This is a genomic window from Sorangium sp. So ce1504, assembly GCF_051521635.1.
GTDB lineage: Bacteria > Myxococcota_A > Polyangia > Polyangiales > Polyangiaceae > Sorangium > Sorangium cellulosum_B.
In genome coordinates this window covers 11,447,993-11,466,920 of record NZ_CP150365.1, presented here as the reverse complement: position 1 = coordinate 11,466,920, position 18,928 = coordinate 11,447,993, and the positions used below count along the sequence as shown (strand labels likewise).

17 protein-coding genes are annotated in these 18,928 nt (G+C 70.2%); 12 read left to right on the top strand and 5 right to left on the bottom strand.

Features of this window, described 5'->3' with window-relative positions; translation table 11 throughout:
• Positions 1-4 precede the first annotated feature (4 nt).
• The 8 genes from WMF39_RS43170 to rplQ all read left to right on the top strand — a co-directional run bounded on the left by WMF39_RS43170 (position 5) and on the right by rplQ (position 4,331).
• Positions 5-652 (top strand): adenylate kinase, encoded by a 648-nt coding sequence (locus tag WMF39_RS43170; RefSeq protein WP_437742264.1) that lies wholly within the window; start codon positions 5-7, stop codon positions 650-652.
• Positions 649-900: a translation initiation factor IF-1 gene (infA, locus tag WMF39_RS43165; protein WP_012240550.1), complete on the top strand. Its 252-nt coding sequence runs from the start codon at positions 649-651 to the stop codon at positions 898-900. The genes WMF39_RS43170 and infA overlap by 4 nt, the downstream gene beginning before the upstream one ends.
• 30 nt (positions 901-930) lie before the next feature.
• Positions 931-1,047 carry a 50S ribosomal protein L36 gene (gene rpmJ / locus WMF39_RS43160; protein WP_012240549.1) on the top strand — a complete coding sequence of 39 codons (117 nt, stop codon included), beginning with the start codon at positions 931-933 and terminating at the stop codon, positions 1,045-1,047.
• Positions 1,048-1,090: 43 nt separating this feature from the next.
• Positions 1,091-1,471 carry a 30S ribosomal protein S13 gene (rpsM, locus tag WMF39_RS43155; protein WP_012240548.1) on the top strand — a complete coding sequence of 127 codons (381 nt, stop codon included), beginning with the start codon at positions 1,091-1,093 and terminating at the stop codon, positions 1,469-1,471.
• Positions 1,472-1,491: 20 nt separating this feature from the next.
• Positions 1,492-1,902, top strand: a complete 411-nt coding sequence (rpsK, locus tag WMF39_RS43150; RefSeq protein WP_012240547.1) for a 30S ribosomal protein S11 — start codon at positions 1,492-1,494, stop codon at positions 1,900-1,902.
• Between the two features lie 11 nt (positions 1,903-1,913).
• The gene (rpsD, locus tag WMF39_RS43145) at positions 1,914-2,543 is read left to right on the top strand and encodes a 30S ribosomal protein S4 (RefSeq protein WP_272102129.1); all 630 of its coding nucleotides are present in this window, start codon (positions 1,914-1,916) and stop codon (positions 2,541-2,543) included.
• Between the two features lie 208 nt (positions 2,544-2,751).
• Positions 2,752-3,792, top strand: coding sequence for a DNA-directed RNA polymerase subunit alpha (locus WMF39_RS43140; RefSeq protein WP_437742263.1), 1,041 nt, complete (start codon positions 2,752-2,754; stop codon positions 3,790-3,792).
• Between the two features lie 20 nt (positions 3,793-3,812).
• Entirely contained in the window at positions 3,813-4,331 is a 519-nt protein-coding gene (rplQ, locus tag WMF39_RS43135) for a 50S ribosomal protein L17 (RefSeq protein ID WP_012240544.1), read from the top strand.
• 147 nt (positions 4,332-4,478) lie between these two features.
• Here the strand turns inward: rplQ and WMF39_RS43130 are convergent, their stop codons facing one another.
• On the bottom strand, positions 4,479-6,575 hold the full coding sequence (locus WMF39_RS43130) for a hypothetical protein (protein WP_437742262.1): 2,097 nt from the start codon (positions 6,573-6,575) through the stop codon (positions 4,479-4,481).
• A 5-nt stretch (positions 6,576-6,580) separates the two neighbouring features.
• Positions 6,581-6,859: an acylphosphatase gene (yccX, locus tag WMF39_RS43125; protein ID WP_012240542.1), complete on the bottom strand. Its 279-nt coding sequence runs from the start codon at positions 6,857-6,859 to the stop codon at positions 6,581-6,583.
• A gap of 419 nt (positions 6,860-7,278) precedes the next feature.
• Here yccX and rho point away from each other — a divergent pair, with 419 nt between their 5' ends.
• The 4 genes from rho (at position 7,279) to WMF39_RS43105 (ending at position 13,547) form a co-directional block, all read left to right on the top strand.
• The gene (gene rho / locus WMF39_RS43120; protein WP_012240541.1) at positions 7,279-8,526 is read left to right on the top strand and encodes a transcription termination factor Rho; all 1,248 of its coding nucleotides are present in this window, start codon (positions 7,279-7,281) and stop codon (positions 8,524-8,526) included.
• 116 nt (positions 8,527-8,642) lie between these two features.
• Entirely contained in the window at positions 8,643-10,730 is a 2,088-nt protein-coding gene (locus WMF39_RS43115) for a GAF domain-containing protein (RefSeq protein ID WP_437742261.1), read from the top strand.
• A gap of 49 nt (positions 10,731-10,779) precedes the next feature.
• Positions 10,780-11,874, top strand: coding sequence for a (Fe-S)-binding protein (locus tag WMF39_RS43110; protein WP_437742260.1), 1,095 nt, complete (start codon positions 10,780-10,782; stop codon positions 11,872-11,874).
• Positions 11,871-13,547 (top strand): ATP-binding protein, encoded by a 1,677-nt coding sequence (locus WMF39_RS43105; protein WP_437742259.1) that lies wholly within the window; start codon positions 11,871-11,873, stop codon positions 13,545-13,547. The genes WMF39_RS43110 and WMF39_RS43105 overlap by 4 nt, the downstream gene beginning before the upstream one ends.
• 69 nt (positions 13,548-13,616) lie before the next feature.
• Here the strand turns inward: WMF39_RS43105 and WMF39_RS43100 are convergent, their stop codons facing one another.
• The 3 genes from WMF39_RS43100 to WMF39_RS43090 form a co-directional block, all read right to left on the bottom strand.
• The gene (locus WMF39_RS43100; protein WP_437742258.1) at positions 13,617-15,179 is read right to left on the bottom strand and encodes a serine/threonine protein kinase; all 1,563 of its coding nucleotides are present in this window, start codon (positions 15,177-15,179) and stop codon (positions 13,617-13,619) included.
• Between the two features lie 267 nt (positions 15,180-15,446).
• The gene (acs, locus tag WMF39_RS43095; protein WP_437742257.1) at positions 15,447-17,414 is read right to left on the bottom strand and encodes an acetate--CoA ligase; all 1,968 of its coding nucleotides are present in this window, start codon (positions 17,412-17,414) and stop codon (positions 15,447-15,449) included.
• A gap of 274 nt (positions 17,415-17,688) precedes the next feature.
• Positions 17,689-18,921 (bottom strand): hypothetical protein, encoded by a 1,233-nt coding sequence (locus WMF39_RS43090; protein WP_437742256.1) that lies wholly within the window; start codon positions 18,919-18,921, stop codon positions 17,689-17,691.
• Positions 18,922-18,928: the final 7 nt, after the last annotated feature.

Genomic DNA, 18,928 nt, shown 5'->3' with positions numbered 1-18,928 from the left:
GCAAATGATCTTGGTTCTGGTGGGGCCTCCTGGAGCTGGGAAGGGTACGCAGGCGAAGCTGCTGTGCGCACGCTTCGGCATCCCGCAAATCTCGACCGGCGACATGCTGCGCGAGGCAAAGCGATCGGGGACCTTGGAGAAGCGCTATCTGGACATCATGGACTCTGGCGGACTCCTGCCGGATGAGGCCGTCATCGGCCTCATCGCGCGCAGGACGGTCGAGCCCGACTGCAGCGATGGCTTCCTGCTGGACGGATTTCCCAGGACTGTGCCTCAGGCGGACGCGCTCGACGAGCTGCTGGCCAGCGCCAACCAGGGCGGCAAGCGGATTGATGCGGTGATCCAGCTGGACGTGGCGCGTCCCCTGCTCGAGGAACGCCTGATCCATCGCCGAACTGACAAACGCAGTGGACAGATATATCATCTCGTCTATAATCCGCCGCCCCCCGGTGCGGAGCTAGAGCATCGGGCCGATGATCGGCCCGAGGCTGTTGCAAAGCGTCTCGACGCCTACGAGGCGATGACGGCCGCCCTTCTTCCGTTCTACGAGCAGAAGAAGCTGCTGCATCGCGTCGATGGAGTCGGGAGGCCTGAAGAAGTTACGCACAGGGTGCTGTCGGCGATTGGCCGGCCGGGCTCGGGTGGAGAATGAGGCGTAAGAATCAGACCAGACCGCCGAAAGAACCGAAGGGCGACAAGCTCGAGTTCGACGGCGTGGTTCAAGAGGCCTTGCCGAACGCCATGTTTCGCGTGAAGGCGGACAACGGCCTCGGCGTCCTCGCGACCATCAGCGGCCGGATGCGGCAGTACTACATCAAGATCCTGCCGGGCGACCGCGTGACCGTCGAGGTCTCGCCGTATGACCCGAGCCGAGGCCGGATCACGTACCGGCACAAGTAACGTAGTTTTTGAGGAATCTGGAGGCTCCCCGTGAAGGTGCGCCCGAGCGTCAAGAAGATCTGCGACAAGTGCAAGGTGGTCCGGCGGCGTGGTGTCGTTCGGATCATCTGCGAGAACCCCCGCCACAAGCAGCGCCAGGGGAACTAGCTCTTTCGGCGGTAGCCCGCCCTCGTTTCGGTTTGGAGTAACCATGGCTCGTATCGCTGGTGTCGATCTCCCGCGTCGGAAGCATGTCGCCTACGCCCTGCCGTACCTGTTCGGCATCGGGCGGACTCTCGCCTTGCAAATCTGCGAGAAGACCAACATTCCGCAGAACAAGCGGGTCGAGGAGCTCAGCGACGCTGAGGTGAAGGCGATCCGCGACCTCCTGGACGCCGAGTACAAGGTCGAGGGCGACCTGCGGCGCGAGGTGCAGCTCAACATCAAGCGGCTCATGGACCTCGGCTGCTACCGGGGGCTCCGCCACCGGCGCGGGCTCCCGGCGAACGGGCAGAGGACGCATACGAACGCGCGCACCCGGAAGGGACCGCGCAAGGGCATGTTGCAGCGGCGTCCTGCCGCGACCAAGTGACGAGCGGGGATTAGGACGCCATGGCGCAAGCGAAGACGGCTGCCACTACCACGAAGGCCAAGCAGAAGAAGAAGGTCAAGAAGAATGTCTCCGCGGGTATCGCGCACATTCAGTCGACCTTCAACAACACGGTCGTGACGATCACGGACATCAACGGCAACGCGATTGCGTGGTCGTCCGCTGGCGCTCGCGGCTTCAAGGGATCGCGCAAGTCGACGCCGTTCGCCGCGCAGCTCGCGGCGGAAGAGGCGGCGCGCCGGGCGCAGGAGCACGGGATGCGCTCGGTCGCCGTGTTCGTGAAGGGGCCGGGGGCCGGACGCGAGAGCGCGCTCCGTGCGCTCCAGACCGCTGGCTTCAAGGTGACGCTGATCCGTGACGTCACGCCGATCCCCCACAACGGTTGCCGGCCGCCCAAGCGGCGCAGGGTTTGAGGTAATTCACGATGGCTCGCTACATTGGTCCGGTCTGCAAGCTCTGCCGCCGCGAGGGGATGAAGCTCTACCTCAAGGGCGAGCGGTGCTACTCCGAGAAGTGCGCGTACACGCGGCGCCCGTATCCCCCCGGCCAGCACGGCCAGGGGCGCATCAAGCTGAGCGAGTACGCGGTGCGCCTGCGCGAGAAGCAAAAGGTGCGTCGCATCTACGGCGTGCTCGAGCGGCAGTTCAGCGGGTATTTCCAGGAGGCCAACCGGCGCAAGGGCCGGACGGGCGAGGAGATGCTCGGGCTGCTGGAGCGGCGGCTCGACAACGTAGTGCACCGGATGGGCTTCGGCTCGTCCCGCGCCGAGGCGCGCCAGCTCGTCCGGCACGGGCACGTGCACGTGAACGGCAAGCGGCTGGACATCCCGAGCTACGTCGTTCGGGCGGGTGACCGGGTCGAGCTCACCGAGGGGGCGCGCAAGTTCAAGAGCGTCCTCGCCTCCGTCGGCGGCGCGGACAAGCGCCCGGTCGCGAGCTGGATCGACGTGGACCGCGCGGCGTTCACCGGTGCGATCAAGGGCGCGCCGATCCGCGAGGATCTCAACGAGCCGGAGATCCGCGAGCAGCTCGTCGTCGAGTACTACTCGCGCTGATCGCGCGAGGGCGGCGCGGAGGAGGGCGGCGTCGCGAGCGCACCTTGCAGGGTGCGCTCGATCGCTGCGGGCTCCCCTCGGCGCCGCCATCCCGCGCTCGCGCGCGGGGGCATGGAGCCTAGGATGCGGGCAGGAGGCGGCGTCGATTGGTCGAGTGCGGCCGCGGCGTGAGACCTCCGCGCAAACCTCATGAAGGAAGGAGATCGCCATGACGATGAACAACCCGAACCTCACGATGATCGCCCGTAACTGGCGCGATCTGATCCGGCCCAAGGGCATCTCGATCGACGCGGACAGCGGGACCCAGTTCTACGCCAAGTTCACGTGTGAGCCCCTGGAGCGCGGCTTCGGGATCACGATCGGCAACTCGCTGCGCCGCGTGCTGCTCTCCTCTCTCCAGGGGGCGGCCGCGACGGCCATCCGCGTCGAGGGCGCGCTGCACGAGTTCACCACCGTGCCGGACGTGGTCGAGGACGTCAGCGACATCATCCTCAACGTGAAGGAGGTCGTCTTCAAGGCGGCCACCCCGAAGACGTACTCGGTGCGGATCGATCGCGAGGGGCCCGGGCCCGTGTACGCGCGCGACATCCAGCTGGTCGAGGGCCTGTCGGTGCTCAACCCCGACCACCTCATCGCCGTGCTCGACAAGAAGGGCCCGCTCTCGATGGAGCTCACGGTCAACGTGGGCCGCGGCTACGTGCCCGCCGAGCGCAACAAGACGCCGACCATGCCGATCGGGACCATCCCGATCGACGCGCTGTTCTCGCCGATCCGCAAGGTGAACTACACCGTGCAGAACGCCCGCGTCGGGCAGGTGACCGATTACGACAAGCTCACGCTCGAGGTCTGGACCAACGGGTCCGTCTCGCCGGCGGACGCGGTCGCCTTCGCCGCGAAGATCCTCAAGGAGCAGCTCTCCATCTGGGTCAACTTCGAGGAGAGCGAGGAGACGAGCTACCAGGCGGTGATGAGCGACGACGAGCCGCTCAACGAGAACCTGTTCCGCTCCGTCGAGGAGCTCGAGCTGAGCGTCCGCTCTGCGAACTGCTTGCAGAACGCGAACATCACGCTCATTGGCGAGCTCGTGCAGCGGACCGAGCAGGACATGCTCAAGACCAAGAACTTCGGTCGCAAGTCGCTGAAGGAAATCAAAGAGATCCTCGCGAACATGGGGCTCTCGCTCGGGATGAAGATCGACAACTGGCCGCAGCTCCTCGAGCGCTGGAAGGCGCAGCAGGCGCAGGCGTGAGTCGGTACTGAGGGAACGTCATGCGTCACAAGAAAGCGGGCAGGCAGTTTGGTCGGGATACCTCCAGTCGCAGGGCGATGCTTCGCAACCTGACGGCGAACCTGATCACCCACGAGCGGATCGAGACGACCGACGCCAAGGCGAAGGAGCTGCGGCGCGTGGCCGAGCGGCTCATCACCAAGGCGACGCGGCTCGGCAAGGTCGCGTACACCGCGCACGGGGAGCTCAGCCCCGGCGACAGAGCGCGCCGGCTCCACGCGGAGCGGCTCGTGGGCAGCTACATCCCTCGCTGGGGGGTCGCGACCGACGGCAAGAAGGTCGACATCATCGCGAAGGTGATGATCGATCTCTCGAAGCGCTTCGAGGGACGGCCGGGCGGCTACACGCGGATCATCAAGCTCGGTCCGCGCCGCGGTGACTGCGCGCAGATGAGCCTCATCGAGTTCATCGACGCGCCGCCGGTCGCGGACGCGCCTGCGCAGGCCGCCGAGCCGGTCGCCGCGGCGGAGCCGGCCACCCCGGCGACGACCGCCGGCTGAGCCCGGAGACAGGCCGGCGCCGCGTGGCGCTGGCACAGTCGCAGACAGCACGCCGGGAGAGCGCTCAGCTCGCCCGGCGTTTCTGCGTTGTGAGCCCGGCCGGCGCTCAGGGGCCGACCGCTGCGTGGGCCTGGTGCGCGCGACGCCTCAGCGGTCGCGCGGGTCGGCTGCAGGGGCGTCGTCGCGTCGCGGTTCCGCCTCCTCGATAGGCTGTGCCGGCAGGTCGGGGTCCGCCCTCGAGGCGGCGGCCGGGGCCGGCTCGGGAGACGTCTGGGGCTGCGGAGGAGCGGCGCTGTCCTGCCTTCGGGGCGGCGCCGAGGCAGGCGGCGATGCGGTCGGCTGCGGAGGGGGCGGCGCCGAGGCAGGTGATGCGGTCGGCTGCGGAGGGGACGGCGCCGAGGCAGGAGACGCCGGCGGGGGCGGAGGCACGGCGCCGGCTTGCTCTCGAGCGCGCGACGGAGCGCTCCGTCGCCGGGCGATGAAGAACATCGAGAGCACCGCGGCGAGACCTACCGCTCCCGCGGCGATGTGGCGGTTCGTCTGGCTCTTCCGCTCCGCGACCTTGTCCCCGAGGGAGGCGAGCGCCGCCCTCGCGCCGGCGTTGGAGGGGTCGAGCTCGATCGCACGCTCCAGCACGAACTTGTCCGGCGTGCCGCGCTCGATGAGGAGCGCGCCCTCGAGATAGGCGATCTCCGCTTCGATCTTCCTCGCGCGCTCGCCTGGCGCGTCGAGGCGCAGCGCCTTGCGCAGCATGGCGAGCGCGTCGTCGCGCCGGTCGGCAGACAGCGATCGCGCCCGCTCCACGTAGGCGTCCACCATCTCCTTGCGGCGCTCGAAGAGCGGCGCGCGGGCGAGCACCTTGTCGAACGCGTCGGTCGCCTCGGCGGGCTTGCCCGCGCTCGCCGCGGCGACGCCCTCGTCCATCAGCTTGTACACCTCCGCGAGGCGCGCGCGATCGTACGTCCCGAAGAGCTCGCGCGCGACACGGTCCCACGACCACTCGCGCGGCGGCTTCGCGCCGGTGAGGTCCAGGTAGGCGTCGCGGAGCTGCCAGATGCCGGGCTCGCCGATCGCGGAGATCGCCTCCCGCGCGGCGTCGCGCAGCCGCGCGCGGTCGCTGTTGCAGAAGCTCAGGATCACGCGCACGGCGTCCACGTCCCGGACGCGGCCGTAGGCGCGGAGGACGTCGGCCAGGATCTGCGTGTCATTCGACGCGATCGCCTCGCCGGGGATCGCCCGGCCGAGCAGGTCGAGCTGCTTGTTGGCCCACCGCTGGACGATCTTGGCGTCGTGCTGGCGCGCCTCGATCAGCGCGGGGACCGCCTTGTCGCGCAGCTTGGCCACCTGCCGCTGGAGATCGATGCGGAGCAGCTCGCCGAAATAGGCGTGCAGCGCGATGAGCTCGCGGACCGCAGGCGTCGTGCCCGCAGCGACGAGCATCCGCTCCATCGCGAGCAGCTTGACGACATCGCGCCACGCGCTGTCCCGCGGCCGCGCCACGGCCAGCATGAAATCCAGCCAGTCCCCCTCGTCCTTCTCGTCGTCAGCGCCCTTCTTGGCGCTCTGGTCGGCCTTGATGTCCTTCTTTGCGCCCTTCGCGTCGCCGGCGTCCTTCTTTGCGCCCTGGTCGGCCTTCGCGTCTTTCTTCGCGTCACCGGCGCTCTTCTTTGCGTCACCGGCGCCCTTCTTTGCGTCGCCAGCGCCCTTCTTTGCGTCGCCAGCGCCCTTCTTCGCGCCCTTGTCGGCCTTCGCGTCTGCAGCCTTCTTCTTGTTGCCGTCGCGCTCGTCCTCCCCCTTCTCGCCCTTCATCGCCTTGCGGCCTTCTCTGCGCGCGTCCGCGAGCACGCGAGGCGCCGCGTCCCGATCGAGCGAGCCGCGGATGTCCTGAACGCGCAGCCGCACCGCATCGACGATGCCAGGGATCGGCTCATCGAGGGCCGCGCGGGCGTTCTCCCGCGAGCGCGCGTCCTCCGACGTGAGCTGGTCGAGTATCCGGTCGAGCTCGCGGACCGCGGCGATGTCAGGCTCCGGGCGGGCGATCGGGGCGAGGCGCGGGAGCTCAGGGAGCGCGGAGGAGGCCGGCGCGGAAGTGCCCGCGTCGCGCTCGCCGGCGGCGCGCGCCGGTGGCGTCGCGAGCGGCGCCGCTGCGAGCAGGCCAATCAGGACGAGCCACGCGCACGCCGGCCTGCGTCGCTGCGCCCATCGCGCGCCTGCACCCCTCGGATCCGACGAGCTGCGTGCCAAGCGCCTCAATCCGTGATGCGAAAGTCGAAGAAATCGCCGGAGAAGCCACGCCACCGGACGTCGACGCGCTCGACCCGCGCGGCGCTCGGGCCGCGGTTCGCCCAGGCGATGAGCTCCTTCAGCTCGTCCTCCTCCCCCTCGGCGAGGACCTCGACGCTGCCGTCGGAGCGGTTCTTCACCCAGCCGGTGAGGCCGAGCCGCTTGGCCTCGCGCTGCGTGGAGGCACGAAAGAAGACGCCCTGGACGCGACCGCGGACGAACAGCTGAACCTGTTTGAGCCCCATGGAACCAGCTTGACTTAGCCGCGCGTTCCGGGGGAGGCAACTTCAGGCAGCACCTGGGAGCCACGGGCAGTTCGCCCGCGCCGTTCTTCGTACGGACGGCGCGGGCGACCTGAATCCGTGCCACGCCCCACGACGCGCGCGCGTCGTACGTGCCTCCCGCCGCGCATTGACAGAGCAGACGCGCTTGATAGAGTCGCCGCCCGATCGGCAAGCACAGCCCGCCGATCGAGCGACATGAACGGAGGGGCGCCGGTTGCGAGGCGAGCCCTCTTCCCTCTGGCGACCCGCCGACATCGACGACATGCTCGGCCCCGCCTCGGGTCCGACCCGCTAGACCCCCCCAACCAAAAAACCAACGACCGACGGCCTCCACGCCCTTGACAGGGCACGTGCCGTCGCATCCTGGAGCTTTCCGACTCATGCACCTCAGGGAACTGAAGCAGAAACCGATGGCCGAGCTCGTCCAGATGGCGAAGGGGCTCAACATCGAGGGCGCTGCCGGGCTGCGCAAGCAGGAGGTCATCTTCGCTCTCCTGCAGGCCCACGCGGCGCAGGACCAGCCGGTCTACGGCGAGGGCGTGCTCGAATGCCTGCCCGACGGCTTCGGCTTCCTCCGGGCGCCGGACTACAACTACCTGCCGGGTCCGGACGACATCTACGTCTCGCCGTCCCAGATCCGGCGCTTCAACCTCCGCACAGGCGACAGCGTGAGCGGCTCCATCCGGCCGCCCAAGGAGCGCGAGGCGTACTTCGCGCTGCTCAAGGTCGACAAGATCAACGGCGAGCCCCCCGAGGTCGCTCGCGACAAGATCCTGTTCGACAACCTCACGCCCCTCTACCCGCAGCAGAAGTTCAACATCGAGAACGGGACGAAGAGCTTCTCGACCCGCATCATCGACATGCTCTGCCCCATCGGGAAGGGGCAGCGCTGCCTCATCGTCTCGCCGCCCCGCGCGGGCAAGACGGTGCTGCTCCAGCAGATCGCCAACGCGATCTCCGCGAACCACCCGGACACGACGCTGATCGTGCTGCTCATCGACGAGCGCCCGGAGGAGGTGACCGACATGCAGCGCACCGTGAAGGGCGAGGTGATCAGCTCGACCTTCGATGAGCCCCCGACGCGGCACGTGCAGGTCGCCGAGATGGTGATCGAGAAGGCGAAGCGCCTCGTCGAGCACAAGCACGACGTCGTGATCTTGCTGGACTCGATCACCCGCCTGGCGCGCGCGTACAACACGGTCGTCCCGCCGAGCGGCAAGATCCTCTCCGGCGGCGTCGACTCGAACGCGCTGCACAAGCCGAAGCGGTTCTTCGGCGCCGCGCGCAACGTCGAGGAGGGCGGCTCGCTGACGATCGTCGCCACCGCGCTCGTCGACACGGGCTCGCGCATGGACGAGGTCATCTTCGAGGAGTTCAAGGGCACGGGTAACAGCGAGATCCACCTGGATCGCAAGCTGATGGAGAAGCGGATCTTCCCCTGCCTCGACATCAACAAGAGCGCGACCCGCAAGGAAGAGCTGCTGCTGCCGGAGTGGATCCTCCAGCGCGTGTGGCTGCTCCGCCAGCTGCTGCACCCCCTCAACGTCATCGACTCGATGGAATTCCTCCTGGACAAGGTGAGCCGCACCGAGACCAATCAGGAATTCCTCGAGAGCATGAACCAGTAACGGCGCGTCCTAGGGGCGCTCCCGGCGGCCGTCGGGAGCGCTCTCTGTCACGCGAACGGTTCGCGCAGGGGCCCGCGCGCGCGCTCCTCCGGGCGAAGTCGTGGTAGCGTCTTCTGGTGACCGCGAAGGCGGAACAACGCACGAAGGCGCTGCAGGCTCGCGTAAAGGAGCTCGAGGCGCGCCTCGCCCACGCCGACAAGACGGTGCGGGCGCTCCGGGATGTCGGGCTGGCCCTTGGCAGCACCCTGGATCTCGACCAGCTCCTCGCGCTGATCCTGAACAAGATCACCGAGCTGCTCGACGCGGACCGAGCCACCCTCTACCTGCTCGACGAGCAGCGGCAGCGGCTTTTGTCGCGCATCATCATCGGCGAGGAGGCGCGCGCGATCGAGCTGCCCGTCGGCGCGGGGATCGCGGGCCACGTCGCCAAGATGGGGCGCACCGTCCGCGTGAAGGACGCCTACCGGGATCGCCGGTTCCAGCGCGACTGGGACGAGGTCACGGGGTACCGCACCCGCTCGATCCTCGCCGCGCCGATGAAGAACCACGTCGGCCGGACCATCGGGGTCATCCAGGTCCTGAACAAGCACGGGGAAGGGGAGTTCTCGGTCCACGACGAGGAGCTCCTGAGCGCGCTGGCGACGCAGGCGGCCGTCTCGATCGACAACTCGCGGCTGTTCCTCTCGGTGATCCAGAAGAACACGCAGCTCGTGGAGACCAAGGAGCAACTCGAGCATCGCGTGAGCGACCTCAAGCTGCTCTTCGACCTCGAGAGCGCGATGGGCCGCGCGACCACGATGGAGGACCTCGCGCGCGCGGTCATCACGGAGGCCGGCAGGGCGTGCAAGGCGCGGGCGGGGGGGATGCTCGTCGACGAGATCGAGGGCGGGCTGTTCCTCTACTTCTTCGATCTCACGGCGTTCGACGGGGGCGGCGCGCCGCCCCGCGCGCCCGCCCTCGGAGAGGAGCCGGACGGCGTCGTGGTCGGGGCCGCCCCGTGGCCGGCGGTGAAGCGCATCGCGATGCGCCGCGGCGAAGGGGTGGTCGGGCGCGCCATGGTGAACAACGAGGCGGTGTGCTTCTCGCGCGAGGGCGGGGGCCGGGATCCGGACGACACGCTCGTGTCGCCGCGGCTCGCCCAGCTCGTCGGCGCGGAGCTCAGGACGGCGATCGCCGTGCCGCTCGAGGGCGAGGACGCGGTGCCGATCGGCTCCATGGCCCTCTACAACTCCAGGAACCCCCACGGCTTCTCGAAGGACGATCGCGCGCTGCTGCGGCTCGTGTCGGCGAACGCGTCGACCGCGCTGCGCCTGTTCCGGTCGCGCCTCGAGCGGGAGCAGAGCGAGCGGCTCACCACGATCGGGCGCTTGCTCTCGGGCGTGATGCACGACATGCGCACGCCGCTCACGGTGATCAGCGGTTACGTCCAGCTCATGGCCGGCGCTCCCGACGCGGCGACGAGGGAGGACCACGCGCGGCTGATCCTCAAGCAGTTCGACGTCATCAGCGCGATGCAGCGCGAGGTGCTGGAGTTCGCGCGCGGCGAGCGGAGCATCCTCGTGCGCAAGGTCTACTTGACCAAGTTCTTCGGCGACATCGAGAAGCAGCTGGAGCACGAGCTCGCCGGGACCGGCGTCTCGCTCTCCCTGGAGCTCGACGACCGAGGGACCGCGCGGTTCGACGAGGCGAAGATGACGCGGCTCCTGCACAACCTGGTCCGCAACGCGGTCGAGGCGATGCGGCCAGGCGGGGGCACGGTGACGATCCGCGCCTACCGCGACGGGGGCGACCTCGCGATCTGCGTCGCGGACACCGGGAAGGGGATCCCCAAGGAGATCCAGGGCCGCCTCTTCCAGTCGTTCGTCACCTCCGGCAAGCGCGGCGGCACCGGCCTCGGGCTCGCGATCGTGAAGAAGATCGTCGATGAGCACGCCGGGACGATCACGGTCGCGTCGTCCGACAAGGGCGCGAAGTTCACCATCCGCCTGCCCCAGGAGAGCGCGCCGTCGCGGTCTCCCGGGACCGCAGGGGGGCAGCCCCAGCTGGTGTCGACGGACGGCAGCTCGGCGACCAAGGCGCGCGCGAGCGTCGCGCCGGTCGTCCACGAGGGCATCCCCCGCCGCAGGCCGGCGGGCTCAGCTCCCGCCGTCACCCCCGTGAACGAGCGGGGCCGACGCTCGTCCAGCAACGGCTCGGACGCCTGACGCGCTCCCGCCGCTTGCGCGAGGCGCACCCGATGGAGAGACTCGAACGGTGTCCCAGCTCCGCCTGAAGCTCCTCGAGCCGCACCGGACGTCGCTCGAGAAGTGCGTCTACTGCCCCAAGCTCTCCCGCGCCGCCTGCCCCGTGTCGAACGTCGAGGCCAACGAGACGGTGACGCCGTGGGGGAAGATGTCGATGGCGTACTTCGCCGCGCGCGGCGACGTGCCGCTCGACGAAGGCCACGCGGATCCTGCCTGGGCGTGCTCCGCGTGCTTCGGGTGCCGCGAGCGCTGCGATCACAAGAACGAGGTGGCCACCGTGCTGACGGATGCGCGCGCGGAGCTCTTCGCGCGCGATCTCGCGCCGGAGGGGGCCAGGCGCGTGGCAAAGCGCTTTTCGGCCCGCGAGGAGGACCGCGCCGGTGAGCTCGACGCGCGCTCTCGATCGGCCGTGGCCGCGCCTGACGCGGTCCACGTGCTGCTCGGCTGCGGCTACGAGCGCCACGCGCCGGACGTGGCCCGCGACGCGCTCGACGCGACCGAAGCGCTGGCGGGCGCCCCGACCCGCCCGGTGCGCGCCTGCTGCGGGTTGCCGCTCCTGTACGCCGGCGATCGTCCGGGCTTCGAGGCCGCCGCGCGGCGGCTCGCCGCGGAGGTCGCCCCCGGGGGGCGCTTCGTCGCCGTCGATCCCGGGTGCGCGCGCGCCGTGCGCGTCGAGTACCCGCGCGCGGGGGTGAGCGTGAAGGCCCCGGAGCTGTTCGTCGATCTCGCGCGCTCGTCGCTCGACAGGCTGCAGCGATCGGCGTCGGAGCGGCGGGTGCGCTACCACGATCCCTGCCAGCTCGGGCGCGGCCTCGATCGCTACGACGCGCCCCGGGAGATCCTCGCCCGCATCACGGGGCGCCCGCCGGAGGAGTTCATCCACCGCCGCGAGCTCGCCGACTGCAGCGGCGGCGGCGGCCTGCTGCCCGCCACGCGTCCCGCGTCGTCCGCCGCCATCGCCGACGCCAGGATCGCGGAGCACCGCGCGCTCGGCGGCGGGCTGCTCGTGACGCACTGCGCGCAGAGCCTCCAGCGGTTCAGGACGCGGGGCGAGCCGGCGGAGGACCTCGCGAGCCTCGTCGCGCGGGCCGTCGCGCCGCGATGACCGCGCCGCCGCCAGCCGCGGACGAGGCGCGCGGCGGCGCCGCGGGGTCGGAGGAGCGCGCGCCCCAGAAGCGGCGCACGGTCGCGGGGAGGCTCCTCGCGAGCTACCTCGTTGTGCTCGCCGCGTTCGCGCTGACCGTCGGCTGGAGCGTCCAGGCGCTGCGGGCGGCCTCGCGCGACGCCCAGCTGCTGCGCGCCGGGTACGTCCCGCTGCTGCTCCGCATCGGCGAGGTCCTGGCCGAGCAGAACGTCTTCAACGCCCAGCTCAACCACATCACCGCCGCGAAGAACCCGGGGGACGTGCGCGAGTGGATCGAGACCGCGAGGCGGACCCGTCCGCTCGCGTTCTCGATCGTCAAGGACGCCGCCCGGGCGCTCGCCGGCGCCGATGAGAAGGCGACCGGCGGGGACGCCAGCGTCGGGCAGGCGGCCGCGTCGTCCGGCGTCCGCCGGTTCAGCGACGAGGTCGCGGCCGAGGTGGCGGCGATCGAGCGGCTCGTCGGCGCCAGCCCGGAGCGGTTCGCCCAGCTCTTCCAGGCGCTCGCCGTCGGCGACCGCGACCTCGCCGAGCGCACGCGCGACGAGCTGGTCAAGCGAGAGGTCGAGGGCGCGCAGCGGCTACGGGCGATCAGGAGCCGCGTCGAGGGGCAAATGCAGAGCCTCACCGACGAGGCGGAGCTGCGCGAGGAGCGCTCGATGCACCTGCTCCTCGGGCTGGGCGTGCTGACGCTCCTCGTCGGCGTGATGATGTCGCTGTACGCGCGGCGGGTGCTCGCCCCGCTGACCGCGGTCACCGAGCGGGCCAACGCCGTCGCGCGCGGCGACCTCACCCCGAAGCAGGCGCTCGCGACGAACGACGAGATCGGCGAGCTCGCGACGACGTTCGAGGACATGGTCGCCGCGATCCGCCGCGCGCGCGCCGAGCTCGTGAACGCCGAGCGGCTGGCGGCGATCGGGAAGATGGCCGCGCACGTCACGCACGAGATCAGGAACCCGCTGTCGTCGATCGGGCTGAACCTCGAGCTGCTCGAGGAGGAGGTGGCGCGCGCCTCCGCCGCGGACACCCCTGACGCGGAGCTCAGGCCGGTGATGAAGGAGTCGGCGCAGCTCGTCACCGCCATCCGGGCCGAGGTGGACCGCCTGTCTCGCATCGCGGAGCAGTACCTCAGCGTCGCCCGCCGCCCCCGCCCGCGCCTGGAGCCAGAGCGGGTGGACGACCTGGTGCAGGAGCTGGTGGCGTTCGTGAGGCCCGAGCTCGACCGCGCCGGCGTCGCGGTTCGCGTCGAGGTGGAGGAGGCGGGGCCCGAGCTCCTCCTCGACGAGTCGCAGATCCGTCAGGCGCTCCTGAATTTGCTCCGCAACGCGCGCGAGGCGATGCCGAAGGGCGGCGAGATCGTCGTGAGCGTCAGCTTCTCGAGCGGCGCCGCGACCATCGCGGTCGACGACACGGGCCCCGGCGTGCCGGAGGAGCTGCGCGCGTCGATCTTCGACCCCTTCTTCACGACGAAGCAGCGCGGTACGGGGCTCGGGCTCGCGGTCACGCGGGACATCATCGAGGCGCACGGCGGCACGATCTCGTGCGAGCCGCGCGAGGCGGGGGGAACGCGGTTCCGGATCGTGCTGCCCGCCGGGCGCTCACCCGCCCAGGGCCGCGCCGCGGACGCGGTGCTGTGAGCCGCGCCGGCCGCCGCGCGCTCGCGCGTCGGAGAGCGGCACGTCCGACGCGGAGCCGCTGCGCGCGGCCTATTTCGGCATGTCCAGGTACTCGAGGGCATACCCCATGAGGAGGAAGCCCACGACGGCGAACAGGATCGCCGCGAGCACATAGACGATGGTTCGAAGCGTTCGCGCTGGCGGCGGCGCCGGAGGCCGCTGCTCGATCGGCTCTGGCTCACCGGCGGTGGTGGGCCCCAGGCTCGCCGAGCCCATGCTTGGCCGCACGGGTTTGTAGACGAGCGTCGGACCCTGGCCGGTCGTCGACCCGCCCGAGCTGTCCTCGGAGAAATCCGGGAGCGTCCGCGGCGTCACGGGGGGGGACACGAGCGGGGGCACGAGCTCTCGGGCCACGTTGTTGAGCACCATGGTGCCGTTCGGGCCGGTCCATTGGACGGGCGCCACCGCCGTCTGTACGCCCGGCGCGCGCCCGCCAGGCATGTACGGCGGGAGCTGGCCCTCGTTCTGCGTGAGCGGCGGCTCCACGAGGGGGTGGGCCGCCCGCTCAGGCTCGCCGTGCGGGCGCACGGCCTCGACCCGCGGTTGCGCCCCCGGGTCGGTCGCCGTGCGGATCAAGATGGGGTCGACCGGCGGCACCGGGAGCTTGACCGCGCCGGAGGACGGGGGCTTGTAGCTCTGGTGCGCTGGCGGGATGGGCGAGCTGCGCGCATGGCCGGAGGCGCTGCTTGCCGGCAGCGTGGAGATGGGTGAGCCGCTGACCGGATGGCTGGAGCTCCTCGCGGGCCGCAGCTCCCGCCAGGCGGTGAGCCCCTCGAGCGCGCTCTGGAAGCGGTCCGCGGGCTCCCGCGCCAGCCCCTTCGCGAGGAACGCCTCGAGCCGCGGGTCGACGGGCCCATCCATCGCCTCGGCCAGCGTCCGCGCGGCGGTCTTCTGCTTCATCTCGACCATGATGAGCAGGTTGCGCGCCTGGTAAGGCAGCTGGCCGCTCATCGACTGGTAAATCATCGTGGCGCAGGCGTAGATGTCCGCGCGGTGGTCGACCGTCTTCGCCTTGCCGATCTGCTCGGGCGGCATGAACGAGAACGTGCCCAGGCTCTGGCCCATCTCGGTCAGGGTCTCTGCTCCCATCTCCTTCGGCAGCTTGGAGATGCCGAAGTCGAGGATCTTGACCCGCTTCGACCCGTCGGGGCGCGCCTCGATGTACACGTTCGACGGCTTCAGATCGCGGTGGATGATCCCCGCGCGGTGCGCGTCGGCGAGCCCCATCCAGACCTGCTCGATGATCGGGTGAAGCTCCTCGAAATCGATCGGTCCCGTCCGCTTCAGCCGATCGATCAGCGACTCGCCCTCGAGCAGCTCGAACACGAGGACGATGCCGTGCTCGGGGTCCTCCTCGACGTCGAGGATCTCGGTGACGTGATCGCTGTTGATGGATCCCGCGGCGCGCGCCTCGCGCCGGAACCGCTCGGCCGCGGACGACTTGGCCTTCGACTCCGCGCGCAGGAGCTTGATCGCCACCTGACGGCCGGTGCGGATGTTCTCCGCGGCGAACACCTCGCCCATGCCGCCGCGGCCGAGCTGGCGGATGATGCGATACCGGTTCGCAACGACGGTTCCAGCTTCGAGCTCCAAGCGCGCCCTCGCCGCAGAGTATCCTCCGCGCCGATGCAGAGGATCAAATTCTCCGGCGCGAACGAGGTGATCCGACCGTAAGCCGCCGGATGCCGGTCGTGGGCCGCCGTCGCTCTTCCCGGGGCCGAGCGCGGCGGAAGAGCCGCAGGATCGAGCTCTTCCGTGGGTTCTCCTCCCCTTCGCCGAGGAGCAGGCGCCGCCCCGTCGCGCGCGGTGTCCTCGCGTCGGTCGCAGGGGCACGGCCGCGCCCCTGCGCCGCCGCGGGGCTCACTCCTCTTCTTGCTGGCGGAGCTTCGCCATGACGCTCAGGTCCTCGAGCGTCGAGGTATCGCCGGTCAGCTCTCGACCAGCGGCGACGTCCTTCAGGAGCCGGCGCATGATCTTGCCGCTGCGGGTCTTCGGCAGGGCGTCCGCGAAGCGGATCGCGTCGGGGCGCGCGAACTTGCCGATCTCCTTGGCGACGTGCTCGCCGAGCTTTGCCTGGAGCTCCGGCCCGGCCTTCACCCCCGGCCGGAGCGAGACGAACACCACGAGCGCCTGCCCCTTGAGGTCGTCCGGGCGACCGACCGCGGCCGCCTCTGCGACGGAGGGGTGAGACACGAGCGCGCTCTCGATCTCGGCCGTCCCGATGCGGTGGCCGGCCACGTTCAGCACGTCGTCGATGCGGCCGACGACCCAGAAGTAGCCGTCCTCGTCGCGGCGCGCGCCGTCGCCGGTGAAGTAGCAGCCCTCGATGTCGCTGAAGTATGTTTTGCGGAAGCGCTCGTCGTCGCCCCACACCGTGCGCAGCATCGACGGCCACGCCTGCTTCAGGACGAGCAGCCCGCCCTCGCCCGCCGCGACGGGCTTGCCGTCCTTCGTCACGACCTCGGGCACGACGCCGAACATCGGCAGCCCGGTCGACCCCGGCTTCGAGGACGACGCGCCGGGCAGCGTGGTCATCATGATCGAGCCCGTCTCCGTCTGCCACCAGGTGTCCACGATCGGGCAGCGGCCGCCGCCGATGGTCCGGTGGTACCAGACCCACGCCTCGGGGTTGATCGGCTCGCCGACCGAGCCGAGGAGCCTGAGGCTCGACAGATCGCTCTTCGCGGGCCACTCGTCGCCCTGCCGCATGAAGGCGCGGATGGCCGTGGGGGCGGTGTAGAGGATGGTGACCCCGTGCTTCTCGATCAGCCGCCAGAAGCGGCCCCAGTCGGGGAAGTTCGGGGCGCCTTCGTACATGAGGCACGTCGCGCCGTTCGAGAGCGGGCCGTACACGATGTAGCTGTGGCCCGTCACCCAGCCGACGTCGGCGGTGCACCAGTAGACGTCGTCGTCGCGCAGATCGAAGACGTACTTCGTCGTGACGTGCGCGCCCACCAGGTAGCCGGCGGTCGTGTGCAGCACCCCCTTGGGCTTCCCGGTCGAGCCGCTCGTGTAGAGGATGAAGAGCGGGTGCTCGGCGTCGACGACCGTCGGCTCGCAGGCCGGGGCGGCCCCGGCGAGCAGGTCGTGCCAGAAGACGTCGCGGCCCTCCGTCATCTGCACCTCGCAGCGCTCCTTGCCGAGGTGCTGGTACACGACGACGCGCGTCGCGCTCTTCGCCTCCGGCTGCGCGAGCGCCTTGTCGACGGTCGCCTTCAGCGGCACGACCTGCCCGCGCCGGTACGCGCCGTCCTGCGTGATGACGAGCTTGGCCTGGCTGTCGTGGATGCGGTCGCGGAGCGCGTCCGCGGCGAAGCCGCCGAACACGACGGTGTGCACCGCGCCGAGGCGCGCGCACGCGAGCATCGCCACGGCGACCTCGGGGACCATGCCCATGTAGATCGCGACCCGGTCCCCCTTCTCGATGCCCAGCCGCTTGAGCGCGTTGGCGAGCAGCAGCGTCTCGCGGTGGAGCTGGGCGTAGGTCAGCGTGCGCGTGGCGCCGTGCTCACCTTCCCAGATGATGGCGGCCTTGTTCTTGGTGGCCGTCGTCAGGTGTCGATCGAGGCAGCTCTCCGTGACGTTGAGGGTGGCGCCGAGGAACCACTTGGCGTGCGGCAAGGACCAGTCGCTGGTCGTGGTCCACGGCGTGCGGAACACGAGGTCGCTCGTCTCCCGGCGCCAGAACGCGTCCGGCTGCTCGATGCTCTCGCGGTAGAGCGCCTCGTAGGTCGCCTGCGCGCCGACGCGCGCACGACGCGAGAACTCGGCCGGCGGCTCGAACCGGCGCGTCTCCTTGAGCAACGACGTGATGGCATCCTGCGACATGGTCACCCCTTGAGGGGACGGCGGCAGCCGATCCCCGGCTGACGTTGAAGGGGACGGCGGCAGCCGATCCCCGGCTGACGTTGAAGGGAACGGCGGCAGCCGATCCCCGGCTGACATGATTATTGAAGAGGACGGCAGCAGCCGATCCCCGGCCCACGCTCCCCGCTGGAGAGCGCGGCGAACCCTCGACGACTCGCCGCGAGGGCGTGCGAGGATACATCCGTCAAGCGGCAGAACAAGGATGGAACGAGCGGCCGGGATCGGCAGAGGCCGATCACCAGAACGCATAGCCGGCGTGCAAGCTGCCTCCCAGCTGCAGCAGCACGGCCGAGTAGAGCGTGACGTCGTCCTCGTCGCGGTTCTTGTAGCTGATGCCGCGCGACGACTGGAAGTAGCTGTCGAGCGAGAACCCGAGGAGCACGCCGCCGAGGTCCAGCTCGGCGCCCACCTCGGAGAACACGAACGCGTTCACCCCGGCGGCCTTCTGGCACAGGCCATTGCAGATGTCTCCGTCCTGCGTCTTGATGCTGTCGAACTTCACGGAATCGTAGGTGAGACCGCCCCCGATCGAGCCCACGAACCGCCAGGTCTGCCCAGGGGTCATCAGGCGGACGTTCAGCCCGAGGCGCGTCGAGCCGAGCGTGTAACTGGCGTTCGGGTAAGCGGGGTCGTCCGAGCCGGTCGCGATGTTCGCGTACTGGAGCATCACGTCGAACGCCGCGGGGGTGTTCACGCGGTATCCGACCCGGATCGAGCCAGCCCCCCCGCTGTTCGCCTCCGGCGCCGGGAAGGCTCGCGGGTGGCCGAGCGGCCAGAGCAACGACGCGGCGCCGATCACATAGTAGCCCTGCGGCGGGAGCGAGAGGGGCACCGGCTTCGGCGGAGGGGGCAGGGGCGGCGTGAACGGCTGCGCCGCCGGGGTCGCGGGGGCCCTGTCCGGGACCAGCGCGAGCTTCACCTTCTTGTCGCGCTCGCCGCTCACCACGGTGACGCTCTCGTCAGCGCTCGCGTGCCCCTCGGCGCGCGCGCCGATGCGGTGCACCCCCGGCCCGAGCTCCACGACCCGCGTCCCCGAGGACGAGGGGGGCTGTTCCTCGCCGTCGATGATCAGCGTGGCGGTCTGTGGGCTGAGCTCGATCGTGAGATGGGCGAGGAGCGCGCGCATCTCCTCGATGGCGCTGCGCGCCGTCTTCTCGTCGCCCTCATCCATCGTGTCGCGGTGCTGCGCGAGCGCGCGCTCGAGCGCCGCGATGGCCCTCGGGTAGTTGAAGAGGGCCTTCTCGGCGAGCGCGATGTTGAACAGGGGGCTGGCCTTCGGCTTCTCCTTGTAGGCCGCCTCGAACTCGACGACCGCGGCCCGGTAGTTCCTGTCCTGGAACAGCTTGATGCCGTTCTCCATGTGCTGCCGGTACGGCTCGACCTGCGCGAGCGCCGGCGAGAGCTGCACGGCCAGGCCGAGCGTCGCCGCGCAGAGCGCCAGCGTGAGTCGTCCGTGTGATCTGCCCAATCCCGCC